Source organism: Rhizobium sp. B230/85 (assembly GCF_019355735.1).
Lineage (GTDB): Bacteria > Pseudomonadota > Alphaproteobacteria > Rhizobiales > Rhizobiaceae > Rhizobium > Rhizobium rhododendri.
This window is the reverse complement of the sequence record NZ_CP072156.1, coordinates 2,759,346-2,775,565: the sequence shown is the minus strand read 5'-3', so window position 1 is coordinate 2,775,565 and position 16,220 is coordinate 2,759,346. Positions and strand designations below refer to the sequence as shown.

At 60.8% G+C, this 16,220-nt stretch carries 12 protein-coding genes; 6 read left to right on the top strand and 6 right to left on the bottom strand.

Annotated elements, in window-relative coordinates:
* Nucleotides 1-149: 149 nt before the first annotated feature.
* Nucleotides 150-2,579: an AAA family ATPase gene (locus tag J5289_RS13420; protein ID WP_247750653.1), complete on the bottom strand. Its 2,430-nt coding sequence runs from the start codon at nt 2,577-2,579 to the stop codon at nt 150-152.
* A 645-nt stretch (nt 2,580-3,224) separates the two neighbouring features.
* Nucleotides 3,225-4,646, bottom strand: a complete 1,422-nt coding sequence (locus J5289_RS13415) for a L,D-transpeptidase (protein WP_209184198.1) — start codon at nt 4,644-4,646, stop codon at nt 3,225-3,227.
* 249 nt (nt 4,647-4,895) lie between these two features.
* On the opposite strand from J5289_RS13415, the gene J5289_RS13410 reads away from it, so the two are divergent.
* The 4 genes from J5289_RS13410 to J5289_RS13395 all read left to right on the top strand — a co-directional run bounded on the left by J5289_RS13410 (nt 4,896) and on the right by J5289_RS13395 (nt 8,520).
* Nucleotides 4,896-5,744 carry a DUF4432 family protein gene (locus tag J5289_RS13410; protein WP_209184197.1) on the top strand — a complete coding sequence of 283 codons (849 nt, stop codon included), beginning with the start codon at nt 4,896-4,898 and terminating at the stop codon, nt 5,742-5,744.
* A 91-nt stretch (nt 5,745-5,835) separates the two neighbouring features.
* A complete protein-coding gene (locus J5289_RS13405) occupies nt 5,836-6,174 on the top strand; it encodes a beta-lactamase hydrolase domain-containing protein (protein WP_142823227.1) in 339 nt (112 codons plus the stop codon).
* A gap of 82 nt (nt 6,175-6,256) precedes the next feature.
* On the top strand, nt 6,257-6,601 hold the full coding sequence (locus tag J5289_RS13400) for a RidA family protein (RefSeq protein WP_111223016.1): 345 nt from the start codon (nt 6,257-6,259) through the stop codon (nt 6,599-6,601).
* A 194-nt stretch (nt 6,602-6,795) separates the two neighbouring features.
* Entirely contained in the window at nt 6,796-8,520 is a 1,725-nt protein-coding gene (locus J5289_RS13395) for a penicillin-binding protein 2 (protein ID WP_209184196.1), read from the top strand.
* 47 nt (nt 8,521-8,567) lie between these two features.
* On the opposite strand, the gene J5289_RS13390 is transcribed toward J5289_RS13395, so the two are convergent.
* The 4 genes from J5289_RS13390 to J5289_RS13375 are packed head-to-tail and all read right to left on the bottom strand — an operon-like array spanning nt 8,568 to nt 13,345.
* Nucleotides 8,568-10,220 carry a thiamine pyrophosphate-binding protein gene (locus tag J5289_RS13390; protein ID WP_209184195.1) on the bottom strand — a complete coding sequence of 551 codons (1,653 nt, stop codon included), beginning with the start codon at nt 10,218-10,220 and terminating at the stop codon, nt 8,568-8,570.
* On the bottom strand, nt 10,217-11,419 hold the full coding sequence (locus tag J5289_RS13385) for a CaiB/BaiF CoA-transferase family protein (protein ID WP_209187494.1): 1,203 nt from the start codon (nt 11,417-11,419) through the stop codon (nt 10,217-10,219). The genes J5289_RS13390 and J5289_RS13385 overlap by 4 nt, the downstream gene beginning before the upstream one ends.
* 17 nt (nt 11,420-11,436) lie before the next feature.
* Entirely contained in the window at nt 11,437-12,396 is a 960-nt protein-coding gene (locus J5289_RS13380) for a DMT family transporter (RefSeq protein WP_209184193.1), read from the bottom strand.
* 16 nt (nt 12,397-12,412) lie between these two features.
* Nucleotides 12,413-13,345: an alpha/beta fold hydrolase gene (locus J5289_RS13375; protein ID WP_209184192.1), complete on the bottom strand. Its 933-nt coding sequence runs from the start codon at nt 13,343-13,345 to the stop codon at nt 12,413-12,415.
* A 166-nt stretch (nt 13,346-13,511) separates the two neighbouring features.
* Between J5289_RS13375 and J5289_RS13370 the strand changes: the two genes are divergently transcribed.
* Both J5289_RS13370 and ettA read left to right on the top strand, forming a co-directional pair.
* The gene (locus J5289_RS13370; protein WP_209184190.1) at nt 13,512-14,261 is read left to right on the top strand and encodes a ribonuclease; all 750 of its coding nucleotides are present in this window, start codon (nt 13,512-13,514) and stop codon (nt 14,259-14,261) included.
* A gap of 200 nt (nt 14,262-14,461) precedes the next feature.
* Entirely contained in the window at nt 14,462-16,111 is a 1,650-nt protein-coding gene (gene ettA / locus J5289_RS13365; protein WP_142823220.1) for an energy-dependent translational throttle protein EttA, read from the top strand.
* Nucleotides 16,112-16,220: the final 109 nt, after the last annotated feature.

The following is a 16,220-nucleotide window of genomic DNA, read 5'->3' as shown; positions in this document are numbered from 1 at the left end:
GCTGTCGGCCCGAAGCAGCCATCGAGGAGGCGCTAAGCCAACGTCGGCCTAGCGCCTTCATGGCAGTCGTAGATGTTGTAGTGGCACGCGCCCGAGAGCGGGCATAGCCTCGCTGCCGCGCCATGTTTCCTACGCGGGCCTCAGAATGACTATGCTACTGCATTCTGCCGAATACGAAGAGCGTCGGCCCAGTCCTTTAGGGCCTTAATATCGTCCGAGATCTCCGAAGGTGGCGGTGGCTCCTCATTACGAACGCGCGACGGATCATGCGCCTCGATGAAGTCGCTGCATTTATTAAACGCTGCTCGGAACGCTTCCGTATCCGTCTCCAAAAGCGCGGTGACCTTCTTCAAATGCTTGGTATCAATGTAATCCCGGTGCCGCATCAGCACACCTGCGAAAACGATCTCCTCGAGCGCGCGCTCCCACGTGGCCCGCAGAAAACCGTAAAGTCTGACGGCGGAGCTGCGGTAGCCGTCCTCGTCGTTGGCATCATAAAGAGCCTTGGCAGCCCGTTGGTCTTTCTCGAGCCGGTCCAAGCGCGCCTTGACGCCAGCATGATCCCACGGCAATCCATCGCCCACGATACCAGTACCTTCCGGGCCGCGTGAAAGGTTTGCAAGCTTGGCGGGAATGCCTTGGCCGCGGGCGTTGTCATTCAGATCGTTCACGAACACCAGGTCGTGGGTGAAAACAATAATTTGACGTTCCTTCGCCTCCTCCACGAGCCTTTGCGCGACCTTCTTACGCCAGCGGTGGTCGAGCGATGTCACAGGGTCGTCGAAGATGAGTGCGGACTTGTGTGTGGCTGTCGCGAGCTCGGTCAGGAAAGCCGCCAGTGCTACGCAGGTTTGCTCGCCTTCACTCAGCACCAGATGCACCTTGGTCTTGGGATTTGCGAACAGACGGATTTGGTAGTTTGGCGAGCCGTACTGGCCGCCGGAACGCACCACTTCAACACGCACCTTTTCCGCCGCAAGCCTGACGATCTCTCTCTGGAAGCGATCACGCATCCGGGGAGTAATGATATCATCGGCAAGTGCGTTGCCAAGTTTCGTGATAGTTGTCGTCGCGGTCTGCCCCAGGCACTTGGCAATGCGCTCGAGCTTTGCCAGCCGCTTGACCTCCTTCATGGCGACCGCGTGAAGGGCGGTAGCTGCAGCTCGGTCTTCGAGCTCGTCATGCTCGGCCTGCAGGATCTGACGGCCTACGACATCGGCTGCCGCCTCTAACTGGCCGGCATAGGTACGGGTGTCACTTTCAAGTGCCAGCAGCTCTGCTTCCGGGATCACCGACATCGGCGACAGTGTCATGACAACGCTGTGCTCGATGTCTCGCAGACACTGTAGTCTACGCAGATCGGCGGTGGCCATAAAGCGCAGCACCTCGGCGGCGACATCAGCGCGCTGGATGGAAATCCGCCTGCGTATGTCCGCCACTAGCCGAATATCCGGTTTACGCATCCGGAACTCTTTGAGTGTATTCATATAGACCTTCTCGGCCGCGTCAGCCTGCTTTTCCGTATCATCGCGGATGAAACCCTCGAAGCCGCCCAGCCGCGCACCGGCCTCGGCGCTGAGCGGCTGATGGCACAATATGCAGTGTTCACCTTCCGCCGCCGGGAACTGCCGCTCAACATGCTTAGAATAGTGCCGCGCCGCCTCCCATAGCTCCCGCCATACTTCCGCGCCGACGCCGGGGAAGGTGGCGTCCTTGAAGGCGTTTTCCGCGGCGATCGTCGCGGCAAACCGTTTGGTTCTGGCATCGTCTGCAAGCGATTTCAGCGTGTTGAGAGCGTCGTCGGAATAGTATTCCTCAACCTTTCTGAGATAGCGCAGGACCCTCGCGATACCATCGGCAAACTGGTGCTGCTCGGCGGCGGCCTCAACCGGATTTTTGGCGAGGTCTTCGGTGAGTTGCTGGAGCCGTGCCCGTTCGGCATCGGTCATGACTGCGAGGGTCGCCAGCGGCTCCAGCTTGGTATTGTGCTTGAGATTGGACATGATACGCCCGACGGCTGTGGTCGCCCGCCAAGTAGGCATCTCGAACACGGGATCGCGGAGCGCCTTGAACTGGGTCTCTTCGGCCTGTAGCAGCACTTTGATCTGCGTGCAGACCGCCGCGAGGTCGTCGGGAATGTCGAGCCCGAACGGCCGGAAGGCAACCTCTGTCTTGTCCTGGATGTGGACTGCGCCGCATTCGCGGTCGAACACGCTAACGGCAGAAAGCACCGGATCAGGATTCTTGTTGTCCTCCCATGGCAGCACAGACTGCTGCACGCCGTCTTGCGAGATTGTAAAACTGGCCGTGGCCTTGCCGCCGATCGTTAAGGAAAATGCGTCGGGCATAATTTCACCGGCTTTGCGTGCCCTGCAGGCACGCTTCAACACTCGCCCATATCCCGATTTGCCGGCTCCGTTTGGTCCGTAAACAACTGTCAGGCCCTGTTGTTCGAACGTAAGGGTCTGCCTCGGAGCCAATTGGTTCACGCCGACGACATCGCCGAGGGAGACTAATGCGATGGTTGCGCCGTTACCGGGGTTCGCAGGCAAATGCACCGCTTCCAGCGCTGCGGCCATCAGTGAGATATCGGGCGCGCCGTGCTCTTTCTTACAGAGGTCCAAAACTTGGTCGATGGCCGCAGCATCAAGTGTACCACCCGTTACAATACGCCGCAGTGCATCTCGCTGCCACAATGGACGCCCTTGCGACCAATCCAGTATCGTTTGAAGCACAGTTTTCGGCGGGCCAGCTTGGTGCATAATCAAAGCTTTACTTGGAGGTGTTTGCGACAATGGCAGCAGCCCGCAACCTATACTAGCACACGTAACATACAATCGATGGGGTGTCGAAACTCGTAGTTATCAACAAAACGCAGGCCCAATGCCGGCGGTGTGCTGATTTTCCCTTTTATGTTTGACTCCGGGACACACCCCGAACGATGCCCCGTTCACCGCAATGCCGAATGCCGATTGATGTCTGCTATTGCCCTCAATTGGTTCAAAGCCGCCAGTCCCCTCCCTGCCCCTTTTCCGACTTTCAAAAGTTGAATTGAGTATGGCAGCTGTTGGCGCAATGCCGCCATCAAACTTTCATTTCGGAACTTCCTATCGCGCTTGGTCAATATGCGAGGAAGGCAGTGCTCGTTCCTGAAAACCCGCGTTCTTCAAATAAAAAAGCTGCCGGAGGGATGTCCGGCAGCTTTTTATCGTGTCTGATTTTTTCTAGTCGACGAATTCGACGACAGTGCCCGGCTTGACCATCTTTGCCAGTTCCGTTGCGTCCCAGTTCGTCAGACGCACGCAGCCGTGGCTCTGCGACTTGCCGATCTTGGAAGGCTCCGGTGTGCCGTGGATACCGTAGGTCGGCTTCGATAGGGCCATCCAGACAGTACCGACCGGACCGTTCGGGCCTGGCGGAATGTCCAGCACCTTGTCGTTGGCGCCCTGCTTGAAATTGATCTTCGGATTGTAGGTGTAGCCCGGATTGAAGGCGACGCGCTCGACGGTGACCGTCCCCGAAGGCGAGGGGGTGTCGGTCGAGCCGATCGATGCCGGATAGGCGGATATCAGTGCGCCGCTGGCGTCATAGGCGAACACCTGCTTGCGCGCCTTGTCGGCGACGATGCGGGCGACTTCGCCGGTCTTCGGCGGGCCGATGTTGACGACCTTGACCGTCGCACCCGGCACGGTGAAATCCACGCCCGGATTGATTTCTTTCAGATAACCCTCATCCATATGGAAGCGCTCGGCGAGCATTTCGGTCGTGGAGGTGTATCCGAGCGACGTCAGGCTTGCCTTCTTGGCATAGTCTTCCGGAATTTCGGCCACGTAAGGTCCGGCTGCGTCTGCCGGCGTGATCGTGTAGTTGACGATCGGCATGCCGCCCGAGTTGCGGAGATCCTCGAGGATGGCGTCGGTGTTGTTCGGGTCGAGTTGCTGGCCGGTCATTTGCTGGTAGGCGTAGATCGCCTTGGTGACGTTGCCACCGATCCGGCCGTCGATGGCACCGGGTGAAATACCCTTGCGATCGAGGAACACCTCGAGCGCGGTGATCTCCATCTTCGACTTGTTCTTGAGGGTGATGACGGGCTCTACCGTTCTTGGTCTCGCGGGCGCGTCATCGGGGTTGAGCGACGCATAGTCGCCATTTCCGCCGCCATTGCCCTGCGCATCCGGAATGCCCTGGTTGTCCAAAGGTATCCGTTCGATGGAGCCGCTGCCCGGAATGCCGCCGGTGACGGCGCCGGGTTCCCGCTGGCCGTAGAAATCGTCTGGCTGGCCGTTGCCGTAATCGTTGCCATAGCCGCGGTTGCTGCTGAGTTCGGTATCGCCATAACGGTTCGTGTCGCCGCCGCCATATCCATCGCGGCTCGGAGCCTTGGGGTAATAGGTGCTGGCGCGCATTTCGGTTGCGATGACGGTGCCGTAGCGGTCGACGAGGACGCGGTTGCCGCGGCGGTCGCGCGTCATCACGACGTCGCCCTGTTCCGGGATCTGCTCAAGGATGCGTCCATCGGGTGCTACCAGCACCGTGTCACTGTTCTGGCCTCCATAGTATTGCTGCGCCTCGACGGGCGAGAGCGTCGCGACGGAAGCAGCAAGCACGGCGGCCAGCGATAAGCCTGTCTGGAAGAATCGGTTCACGTTAGGTCTGTCCTTGATCGGTCGTCGGTTGCCACACACACTTCAATCTTGACACGAGTGTGGAATATTTCGGCAGCATGCTGAATAAAAGATAAAAATTCGTCACGTTGTGGTTATCGACGTAACGCCGCGCTGCGGGATTGGTTGCCGGCTCCTGATTTCGTGATCCAGGCCACGGTCGGTATGGTTAACAGTGTTATAACGCGCGGTGGCGGGCAGGCAGCGCCGGCGCAAGGGAGGGTACTGCGCATGATCGAATTTTCAGCCATTAAAGGGCCGAAGCTGAACCTGGACGAAGCGTCGGTCATGGATATCGGCGCCTGTGTCGTCGATGGCATCGACCTTGCGCCCGGCAAGGCCGTTCCGGACGATGGCGATGCGCGGATTTCCCATTCGGTCGAGGGTTTCCTGTTCACCTGCGGCCCGGACCATATCCGCCATCGCGAACCGATGCAGGGTGCCCATGCCGGCCGGACCTATCCGCTGCACGGGTCTTTTTCGGCGACGCCTGCCCGGGTGCTCTGGACGCGCTTCGACAATGGCAATGCAGAATGCCGGGCCGATGTCGACGTGGTGACGGCCGAAGGACGCACAGCGCGGCTCGAGCGCTTGTGGAGGATCGACGGGGCGACGGGCGAGGTTTTCCTCGAGGACCGGGTGATCAACACTGGCAGCGAGCCGATGCCTGTCTTCCTGATGTATCACATGAACATCGGTGGAAAATGGTTCGACGACGCTGTGCGCCTGACCGGGCAAATGCTGGAAGGCGGTGGTTTTCCCTGGACTTTCGGAGAGGAACTCGGCGGCATATTCTGCGTGCCGGCGCCGGCAACGGAGGCCGGGTTTTCCGAGGTTTCTCTCGGGCCGATTGCGAAGATCGGCGGCAAGACGCTGCGGGTGCGGATTGCAACCGAAACGCTGCCGTTTCTGCAGGTCTGGCGCAACCAGAAGGCACCCGCCGATGTGCTCGGCATCGAACCGGTGTCGCACCGATGGGTACCACGCGCAGAGCTCGAAGAGGCCGGCGAGTTCAACATTTTGCAGCCGGGCGAGGGGCGGAATTTCGGCCTCAGCTTTGCCTTTGTCGAGGCCCGCTGAGCGGTTGACGCTCGCGGTCTCGCGTCGTAGATCAGCGTTACCGTTTCAGAGAAAGCCGATCCCAAAGACCGGTCTCAAGGAGGAATGTGCCATGGATATCCGCAAGATCGACGACCAATACTCGGTCACAGGTCAGATATCGGTCGACGATCTCGACGAGATCAAGGCGATGGGCTTCGAGTCGATCGTCTGCCATCGTCCAGACCATGAAAGCCCGGATCAGCCGCTGTTCGACGATATCGCCACGCGCGCCGAGGAACTGGGCTTCATCGTCGCGCATGTGCCGGTCGGCCCGATGGGTGTCACCGAGGAAGCGGTCAGCAGCATGATGGATGCGCTTGACGAGTTTCCGCGGCCGATGCTCGGCTATTGCCGCTCCGGCGCGCGCTCGACGGCGATCTACGAAAAGACCAAGCATATGCGCATGTAATCCGCATCCTGCGGACATGCCTGCCGGTGCCGCGCCCTGCGGCATCACGACCATAGAATTCGACCACCATCAGGAGAACCACATGAGCATCAAGCGCATCGACCCCGGCGCCCGCATGAGCGGCGCAGTCGTCCACGGCAACACCGTCTATCTCGCTGGCCAGGTCGGCGAAGGCGAAACCGTTACCGAACAGTGCAAATACGCGCTGGCCGAAGTCGACCGCCTGCTGGCGGCTGCCGGCACCGACAAGTCCAAGATCCTGCAGACGCTGATCTATCTCTCGGACATGTCCTATTTCGCCGAGATGAACGCTGCCTGGGAAGCCTGGGTCGATCCGGCCAACACGCCGGCCCGCGCCACCAGCGAAGCAAAGCTCGCCGCACCGAAATACAAGGTCGAGTTCACGGTCACAGCCGCAATCGGTTGATCATTGGTATTGTACAAAGAAAGCCGGCGGGTGCCTTATCCTCGCCGGCTTTTTTGTGGATAGGCGGTCGTAACGGAACCGTGAGGGCAGCGGTGCCTCCGGCTTTACGGTTTCTTAATATCCTTAACGCTAAGTTAATCTGATTATAAGGTTGCCGTCTTCAACCGCATCCGTGCCTGTTAAAAAGTTGGACGATGTCTCTTATCCACGCCCTTACGCTTCGCAGCGATCGCCTGATAAGGCTTAGTCTTGGCGCCCCCCGCGGCAAGGATTCCAAGAAGGGCAATGTCCGCAAGTCACGGCAGAGCAAGTCGCGACTCGGCATCCTCGCCGGTACTCTCTGCGTCGTCTACTGCGTGGTGTTCGGGAAGCTGATCTTCCTCGGCATGCAGCCGCAGGCAGACACGACGAACATTCCCGCAGGTCCGGCCATGGCCTCGCGTCCCGATATCGAGGATCGCAACGGCGCGCTGCTGGCAACCGACATCCGGACTTTCTCGATGTATGCCGAGCCGATCAAGATGGTCGACGTCGACGACACCATCGAAAAGCTGACGAAGATATTTCCCAATCTCGACAGGAAATCAACCTATCGCAAGCTGTCCGACAAGCGGTCGCATTTTGTCTGGCTGGAACGTCAGCTGACACCGAAGCAGCAGGGCGAAATCCTCGCCCTCGGACTTCCCGCCATCGGCTTCCGCCCGGAAGTCCGCCGCTTCTACCCCGGCGGCAGCACCGCTGCGCATGTGCTCGGCTATGTCGATATCGACAATCATGGCGTTGCCGGCATGGAGAAATATCTCGACAACCAGGGCCTTTCCGACCTGACGTCGGCGGGTCTTGCCAGCAGCGAACCGCTTGAACCGGTGAAGCTGTCGATCGATATCCGCGTTCAGAACATCGTTCACGATGTCGTCGTGGATGCTATCAATACCTACAAGGCCCAGGCCGCCGGAGCGGTCATCCTCGATATTCACACCGGTGAAGTCCTGGCCATGGCTTCGGCACCCGATTTCGATCCTAACGCACCGAATGCCAATGGCTCCGATGGTTGGCTCAACCGGATGTCTAACGGCACCGACGAAATGGGCTCCGTCTTCAAGACCTTCTCGGTGGCAATGGCCATCGATACCGGCCTCGTTAAGCTGACCGACACCTTCGACGCCAGCGCTCCCCTGCACTACGGTGGCTTTACAATCCATGACGACCGGGATGTGCCGCGTCGTGTCCTGTCGATTCCGGAAATCTTCCGCTATTCGTCCAACATCGGTACTGCCAAGATGATGGAGAAGGTCGGGATGGATAACCAGAAGGCCTACCTGACCCGCTTCGGACTGCTATCGAAGATGCAGACGGAGCTGCCTGAGGTGAAGGCGCCAAGCCAGCCGAAAGTCTGGAAGAAGCTCAATTCCATCACCATCGCATTCGGCCACGGCGTTGCTACGACGCCGATGCAGACTGCCGTCGCGGGTGCTGCTCTCATCGACGGCGGCAAGCTGATCGAGCCAACCTTCCTGATGCGAACCCAGGAAGATGCAGAAAAAACCGAAACGATGATCGTCAAGAAGAGCACAAGCGACACTATTCGCTACCTCTTCCGCCTCAATGGTGAGCAGGGCACCGGCAGAACAGCCGACGTGCCTGGCTATCATGTCGGCGGCAAGACGGGCACCGCCAACAAGGTCATCCACGGTGTCTATTCGCACAAGCTCAGCTTCAATTCGTTCCTGGGCGCCTTTCCCATGGGGAACCCGAGATATGTCGTGCTGACCTTCATCGACCAGCCGCTGACGGGCGTACATAACCTGAACCTTGCCGCTGAAACAGCGGCACCCATGGTGCACGATATCATCACCAGGGCGGCGCCATTGCTGGGCGTGGAGCCCGACTTCGGCAGCGCCGAATTGGCTGCCTATTAGTCTGAACTTGTCCCAAAGATGCGGCCTGACGGCAGGCCGCCCCCCGGCTACTTCAGGCCGGCAATCTCGTTGAGCGTCCGCGTCGGCGTGATTGCCTGCGGGTCGAGTACGATCTCGATGATTGCGGGCTTGCCGCTTGCCCGTGCGCGCTCGATGGCAGGTGCAAACTCTGCCGTTGTCTTCACCGTCTCGCCGTGGCCGCCATAAGCCCGGGCGAAAGCCGCGAAGTCGGGGTTGGTGAGCTTCGTGCCGCTGACACGGCCGGGATAGTCGCGTTCCTGGTGCATGCGGATCGTGCCGTACATGCCGTTGTTGATCACCAGCGTGATGATCGGCAGGCCGTATTGGACCGCCGTCGCAAACTCCTGTCCGTGCATCATGAAGCAGCCGTCGCCTGCAAAGCAGATGACTTCACGCTCCGGAAACAATGCCTTTGCAGCCACCGCCGCCGGCAGGCCGTAGCCCATCGAGCCCGAGGCGGGGGCTGCCTGGGTGTTGAACTGGCGGAAGCGATGGAAGCGGTGCAGCCACGTCGCATAGTTGCCGGCGCCATTGGTGAAAATGGTATCGGCTGCCGTGTTCGCCTCGATCCAGTCCATGATCCGGCCCATGTGGACATCGCCTGGGCTGGTTTCAGGGGTTTTGGACCATGTGCGGTAGGCGGCATGCATCCGGGCGGTGCGCTCTGCCCAGATGGGCGTTGCCGGCGCGGGAAGATCCGCCAGAGCGGAGACGAAATCGGCAGGGCTGGCGCAGATGGCAAGATCCGGCCGATAGACGCGCCCGAGTTCCGACGGGTCGGGATGGATGTGCACCAGCGTCTGCGCCGGGTATGGGATATCCATCAGCGTATAGCCGGAGGACGGCATTTCGGAGAAACGACCGCCTACCAGGATGAGGAGGTCGGCCTCCTTGATCTCCTTGCCGAGCGCCGGGTTGATGCCGATACCGACATCGCCTGCATAGGAGGGGTGGAGATTGTCGAACAGCATCTGCCGGCGGAAGGAGCAGCCGACCGGCAGCTGGAAGCGTTCGGCGAACGTCCGGAGCGATGCCACCGCTTCTTCGTTCCAGCGCGTGCCACCGACGATGACCATTGGCCGCTCCGCAGCCATCAGCCGGCGCTGGAGTTCGTCGATCTGGCTTTTACCGGGATGGCTCGCCACCGGCATATAGGGCTTTGCCTCGGGCGCCTCGACGAGGTCTCGCAGCATGTCTTCCGGCAGGCTCAACACGACGGGGCCGGGGCGTCCGGATGTGGCGACGGCAAAGGCGCGGGTGACGAATTCCGGAATGCGTGCGGCATCGTCGATCTCGCCGACCCACTTGGCGAACTCGGTGAAGGCGCGGCGATATTCGACTTCCTGAAACGCCTCGCGTTCGCGGGCATCGCGCTGCACTTGGCCGATGAACAGGATCATCGGTATGGAGTCCTGGCGGGCGATGTGGAGGCCGGCAGAAGCATTCGTAGCGCCCGGGCCGCGTGTCACCATGCAAATGCCGGGTTCGCCGGTCAGCCGGCCCCAGGCATCGGCCATCATCGCAGCCCCGCCTTCCTGGCGGCAGACGAGAACCTCGATGTCGCTGTCGTGCAGCGCGTCGAGCACGGCCAGGAAGCTTTCGCCGGGAACGCAGGAGATGCGCTTGACGCCATTGGCTTTCAAAGCCTCGACGATGAGCTGGCCGCCTGTGCGTTTCATGATCTTGCCTTTCCTTCGAGGGCAGCGAGTTCCGCCAGCACCTCGTCCTGATGTTCGCCGAGCCTCGGGCTCGGCCGTTCGTAGCGTAGGGGTGTTTCGGAGAGAATGACCGGGGTGCGAACGCCCGGAATGGCATTGCCGGCTGCATCGTCGAGATCGATGCGCAGGCCGCGCGCCACCACTTGGGGGTCGGCGAACATTTCCTCGATGGTATTGATGGGACCAGCCGGAACGCCATTCTGCTCGCAGCGCTGCAGCAGGGCGGCCTTGGTCCATTTCAGCGTCTCGGTCGAGACGAGCTGGCGAACTTCCATGCGGTTGGCAACGCGGGCCTTGTTGGTGGCGAAGCGCTCGTCGCCGACGATAGCCTCGATACCGAGCAGGCCGCAAAGACGACGGAACTGGCCATCGTTGCCGATGGCGAGAATCAGGAAGCCGTCGGCGACGGGCACGACCTCATAGGGAGAGATGTTGGGATGGGCATTGCCCAGCCGCTCCGGCGCCTTGCCTGATATCAGGTAGTTCATGTTCTGGTTGGCCAGCACTGCCGCCTGGACGTCGAGCAGCGCCATGTCGACCAGTTGCCCCTCACCGGATTTGAGGGCATGGATCAGGGCCGCCTCGATTGCCGAGACCGCGTAGATGCCGGTGAAAATATCGGCGATGGCGACGCCCGCCTTCATCGGCTGTCCGTCCGTCTCGCCGGTGATCGACATGAAGCCGGACATGCCCTGGACGATGTAGTCGTAGCCGGCGAGATTGGCATAGGGACCGGTCTGGCCAAAGCCGGTGATCGAGCAATAGACCAATTTCGGATTGAGCTTGTGCAGGCTCTCGTAGTCGAGGCCGTATTTGACCAAGCCGCCGAGCTTGAAATTCTCGATCAGAACGTCTGCCGTCATGGCCAGCCGGCGAACCAGATCCTGGCCGTCGGCAGTGCGCAGATCGGCGACGATGGAACGCTTGCCGCGATTGGCCGAGTGGTAATAGGCGGCGGAGAGATTTGCGCCCTCCGCATCCTCGACAAACGGAGGTCCCCATTGGCGCGTGTCGTCGCCGCCATGCGGGTTTTCCACCTTGATCACATCGGCACCGAGATCGGCCAGCATCTGGCCTGCCCAAGGTCCAGCCAGCACGCGCGCGAGTTCGATGACGCGGATGCCTGCGAGCGGTGGCTTTTTTATCGGTCGGTTGGTCATGTTTTGCAGATCTTCGATCAGGGTGCGCGGAGCGATTGAGATGTATCGGATACCGGCTTGGATGCAAGCCGCCGCTCGCGCCAAAGGATGTAGAGACCGGAGCAGATGATGATGAGAATGCCTACCCATTTCAGCATGTTCGGGAAATTGTCGAACACCAGCCAGCCGAAGATCGTCGCCGAAATGATCTCGAAATACTGCAGCGGTGCGAGCGTCGATGCCCGGACGGCGCGGTATGCATAAAGTGTCAGCATCCCGCAGACGGCTGCCGTCACGCCGACGCCGAGGAGATGGAGTGCGGCAGTGGCGTCCGGCATGACAGGCGACAGGATAGCATTGCCGGTGAGGCTGCCGATTGCCAGCAGGATCACGGAGAACAGCAATCCCCAGAGGCCGGTGTTCAGCTGCATCGACGAGGCCGGTTCGCTGTGGGACAGGACGCGCGTCAAAAGCACGAAGATCGAGCCGCAGAGCGCTGTAACAACGGGGAGCAAAGCGACGAAGCCGAGTTGCTGGAAGCTGGGCTGGATGATCAGCAAGGCGCCACTGAATCCGACGACGCAGGCCGCGTAACGCCGCCAACCCACCGTTTCCTTCAGGAAGATGCTGCTGAGAACGGTGAGGATAATCGGCTGGACGAAGAAGATGGCGATGGCATCGGCAACCTCCATCACCTGTAACGTCGTCACGAAGGTGATCATCGACAACACCAGCAAGCCGCCACGCAGGGCGTGAATTCTTCTCTGCCACCACGTGCCAGGCATCCAACTGCGTTTCCAGACGATCATCGGCAGGGCGAACAGGCATTGAAAAAGAAAGCGTGCCGCTGTGACCTCGACCGGCGGGATGGTGACAGCCGCCAGCTTGGAAAAGATGTCGACGATCGGCGACAGCATGACCGACACGAACATAAGGGTCAGGCCCATCGTCATTTCCGACGAATGCCGCTGGCTGAGCGTATGGCTGGGGCTTTGCATCGACATTCCTCCGGCGTCAGGGCTTTGGCAAGACGCGTTCGCACCACGCGGCAAAGTTCGCCGTGGCCCTGTTGGCATCGACCTCGTGCAGGGTCTCGTGCCGCATTTCGCTATAGATTTCCGTTGTGATATTCGAAAAGCCGAATCCTTTCAAACGGTTTGCCAGCCAGGTTATGGCTTTACCGTAATCCGTCGCCGGATCCTGCGCGCCCGCCACCAGATGGATTGGCAAGGTGGGACGTAACCGGGCGAGGTGGCGTCGCTTCGGTGCGGCAAAACTCATCGCCAGCAGGTCGCGCCAGAGGGATACACAGGCATCGAAGCCGGAGAGCGGGTCGGCGATGTAGGCATCGACCTCGGCCGGATCGGTCGACAACCAGTCGAACAGCGTGCGGTGATCGGGGATGGACTGCCCCCAGGCGCCGAAGGTCAGTCGCGGTAGCAGGGCGCTCGGGACATCCGAGCCTTTGAGCATGCGCTCGATGCCGAGGATCAGCTGTCCAGCCCGTCCGGCGAGGCCGGGATGAAAGTTCGAGTTCCACACTGCGACGGCATCGAAGTCTGCGGGATGGGCGATGGCGGCGGAAAGGCTGATCAGTCCGCCCATGGAATGACCGAAGAAGACGACAGGCAGGCCGGGGTGGTCAGCCGAGGCCAGCGACCTCACGGCCATGACGTCCGCGATGACGCACGCCACGCCATCGCGGCGGGCGAATTGGCCAAGCGGCGCATCCGGCGCCTTCGTGCGGCCATGGCCACGGTGGTCGTGCGCGTAGACGTGATAACCGTTGCCCGCCATCGCCTCGGCAAAGCGACCGTAGCGGCCGGAATGCTCGGCAAGCCCGTGCAGCACGAGAAGGATGCCGCGCGCCGTGCCCGATGCGGGCTGATGACGGTAGGCAAGTGTCGCGCCCGTCGGGCTCTGGTGCCGTCTTATCTCTTGAAACATGGGATCTCCTCGCATCGCTGCACCTGACGGCAATGGCTGGAACTTTGCAATGCAACTTCGGGGAGGCGCACAGGATAATGATAATCCGGCGGTGGGGAATTTACAGCTTGCGACGGAAGGTGCGATCTGCTTACTTGTTCTCTTATTGTTCCTGGGGTGGGTCATCATGCACGTTGTTTCATTGAGGCTTCTGGCCGCTCTTGCCTGCCTGCCGGTTTTGCTGGGCAGCCTCTCCCTTCCGGCCGAAGCACGCGATGGACAGACTAGGTTTATTCTTGCGGCCAGCTGGGAGCCGGCATTCTGCGCTACCAACGCTGAGAAGGCCGAGTGCCGGGACGAGAGCGCCAACGGCTTCGATGCCACCCACCTGTCGCTGCACGGGCTCTGGCCGATGCGGCAGAACTATTGCGGTGTGCCGGATGCGCTGCAACAGGCCGACCGCAGTCATGGCTGGGACAGCCTGCCTGCCGTCGAACTGTCGGCGGCGACCAAGGCCGCTCTCGACAAGGCAATGCCGGGCACGCAGTCTGGCCTCGAGCGCCATGAGTGGCTGAAGCACGGAACCTGCACGAAACTCTCGGCAGACGCCTATTTCGGCACTGCCGTGTCTCTGATCGATGAATTGAACGCATCTGCCGTCGGCGCGCTGTTTGCGGCGAACGTCGGCAAGACACTGGATGCCGAACGCATCAAGGCCGCATTCGACAAGAGTTTTGGCGAGGGCGCCAGTGGCCGCGTCAAGATGAGCTGCCGCGGCAACGGCAGCGCGCGGGTGATTTCCGAGCTCACCATCGGCCTGTCGCAGGATGCGGTATCGCCCGGCGAGAGCGGTCCGAGGTTGGGCAAGCTGATCCAGGGCGCCGGTAGTACAGCGTTCGGCTGCAACGAAGGTCTGGTGCAGGCAGTCGGCCGCTAGGATTTCTGACTGCGCGGCGGCGTTGTCCGATGGGTATCGTCAGCGGCGGGGCAGGCTTGGACGTCAGCGGTTTGGCTGATTGCGTCACCCCGGTGGTCGACAAATGCGGCACAAGGCCGGTTTCGGCGTTGCCGCGCGGCGTGGTTTCCCTTACATAGCGGCTCAAACCCAGATCTCTTGCGCCTAGGAGAAGCCCAGCAATGGCACGCCAATTCATCTATCACATGTCGGGACTCAACAAGTCTTACGGCGCGAAGAAAATCCTCGAGAACGTCAACCTGTCGTTCTACCCCGATGCCAAGATCGGTATCCTCGGCCCGAACGGCGCGGGTAAGTCGACCGTTCTCAAGATCATCGCCGGCCTGGACAAGGAATTCACCGGGGAAGCCTGGCTCGCCGAAGGCGCGACCCTTGGCTACCTCGAGCAGGAGCCGCATCTCGACGAGACCAAGACGGTGCGTGAAAACGTCATGGAAGGTGTTGCCAAGAAGACGGCTGTTCTCGAGCGCTACAACGAACTGATGATGAACTACTCCGACGAGACGGCCGAAGAAGGCTCGAAGCTGCAGGACATCATCGACAGCCAGAACCTCTGGGACCTCGAAAGCCAGGTCGAAATGGCGATGGATGCGCTCCGTTGCCCGCCGCCTGAATCGGAAGTCACCAGCCTGTCGGGCGGTGAGCGCCGTCGCGTTGCGCTCTGCCGATTGCTACTGTCGCAGCCGGACCTGCTGCTGCTCGACGAACCAACCAACCATCTGGATGCCGAGACCATTGCCTGGCTGGAAAAGCACCTGCGCGCCTATCCCGGCGCCGTGATGATGATCACCCACGATCGCTACTTCCTCGACAATGTCACCGGCTGGATCCTCGAGCTCGACCGTGGCCGCGGCATTCCTTACGAGGGCAACTACTCGGCCTACCTGCTTGCCAAGGCCAAGCGCATGCAGCAGGAAAACCGCGAAGAGGCAGGACGCCAGAAGGCGATCTCGCGCGAGCAGGAATGGATCGCCTCCAGCCCGAAGGCCCGCCAGGCAAAATCCAAGGCCCGTATCAAGTCCTACGAACAGCTGGTCGATGCCGCCGAGAAGCAGCGTCCCGGCGACGCCCAGATCATCATCCCGGTCAGCGAGCGTCTCGGCCAGGTTGTCATCGAGATGGAGAACGTTTCCAAGGGGTTCGGCGACGAGCTGCTGATCAAGGACTTGTCGATCAAGCTGCCGCCCGGCGGCATCGTCGGCATCATCGGCCCGAACGGCGCCGGCAAGACGACGCTGTTCAAGATGATAACCGGCCAGGAAAAGCCCGATGCCGGCACCATCCGCATCGGCGACACCGTGCAACTCGGCTATGTCGACCAGAGCCGCGATGCACTGGATGGCTCGAAGACCGTCTGGGAAGAAATCTCGGGCGGCGCCGAAATCATCAAGCTCGGCAAGTTCGACATGAATTCAAGAGCTTATTGTGGCGCGTTCAACTTCAAGGGTGGTGACCAGCAGCAGAAGGTCGGCAATCTTTCCGGCGGTCAGCGCAACCGTGTGCATCTTGCAAAGATGCTGAAGGCTGGTGGCAACGTGCTGCTCCTCGACGAACCGACCAACGACCTCGATACCGAAACGCTGGGTGCACTGGAAAGCGCGCTGGAATCCTTCGCCGGCTGCGCCATCATCATCAGCCATGATCGCATGTTCCTCGACCGGCTGGCGACCCACATCCTCGCCTTCGAGGGTGACAGCCATGTCGAATGGTTCGAAGGCAACTTCGAGGACTACGAGCAGGACAAGATCCGCCGCCTCGGCGCCGATGCGTTGAACCCGAGCAGCCAGGCCTACAAGCGCCTGACGCGCTGATTGCCATCGGCGCGCGCTACACAAATTCGAGATCCCCCGCAGCTGCGGGGGTTTTCATTTGCGGCCCTGAACTGCCGGTTCGCCGGCTCGCATCTGACAGTAGCGACCT

Bases quoted from the DNA above. Each gene is read 5' to 3' on its own strand.
- J5289_RS13380 (WP_209184193.1), bottom strand. From the start codon at position 12,396: ATGCAAAGCCCCAGCCATACGCTCAGCCAGCGGCATTCGTCGGAAATG.
- J5289_RS13370 (WP_209184190.1), top strand. From the start codon at position 13,512: ATGCACGTTGTTTCATTGAGGCTTCTGGCCGCTCTTGCCTGCCTGCCG.
- J5289_RS13405 (WP_142823227.1), top strand. From the start codon at position 5,836: ATGGATATCCGCAAGATCGACGACCAATACTCGGTCACAGGTCAGATA.
- J5289_RS13410 (WP_209184197.1), top strand. From the start codon at position 4,896: ATGATCGAATTTTCAGCCATTAAAGGGCCGAAGCTGAACCTGGACGAA.
- J5289_RS13420 (WP_247750653.1), bottom strand. From the start codon at position 2,579: ATGGCCGCAGCGCTGGAAGCGGTGCATTTGCCTGCGAACCCCGGTAAC.
- J5289_RS13400 (WP_111223016.1), top strand. From the start codon at position 6,257: ATGAGCATCAAGCGCATCGACCCCGGCGCCCGCATGAGCGGCGCAGTC.
- J5289_RS13390 (WP_209184195.1), bottom strand. From the start codon at position 10,220: ATGAAACGCACAGGCGGCCAGCTCATCGTCGAGGCTTTGAAAGCCAAT.
- J5289_RS13385 (WP_209187494.1), bottom strand. From the start codon at position 11,419: ATGACCAACCGACCGATAAAAAAGCCACCGCTCGCAGGCATCCGCGTC.
- J5289_RS13375 (WP_209184192.1), bottom strand. From the start codon at position 13,345: ATGTTTCAAGAGATAAGACGGCACCAGAGCCCGACGGGCGCGACACTT.
- J5289_RS13395 (WP_209184196.1), top strand. From the start codon at position 6,796: ATGTCTCTTATCCACGCCCTTACGCTTCGCAGCGATCGCCTGATAAGG.
- ettA (WP_142823220.1), top strand. From the start codon at position 14,462: ATGGCACGCCAATTCATCTATCACATGTCGGGACTCAACAAGTCTTAC.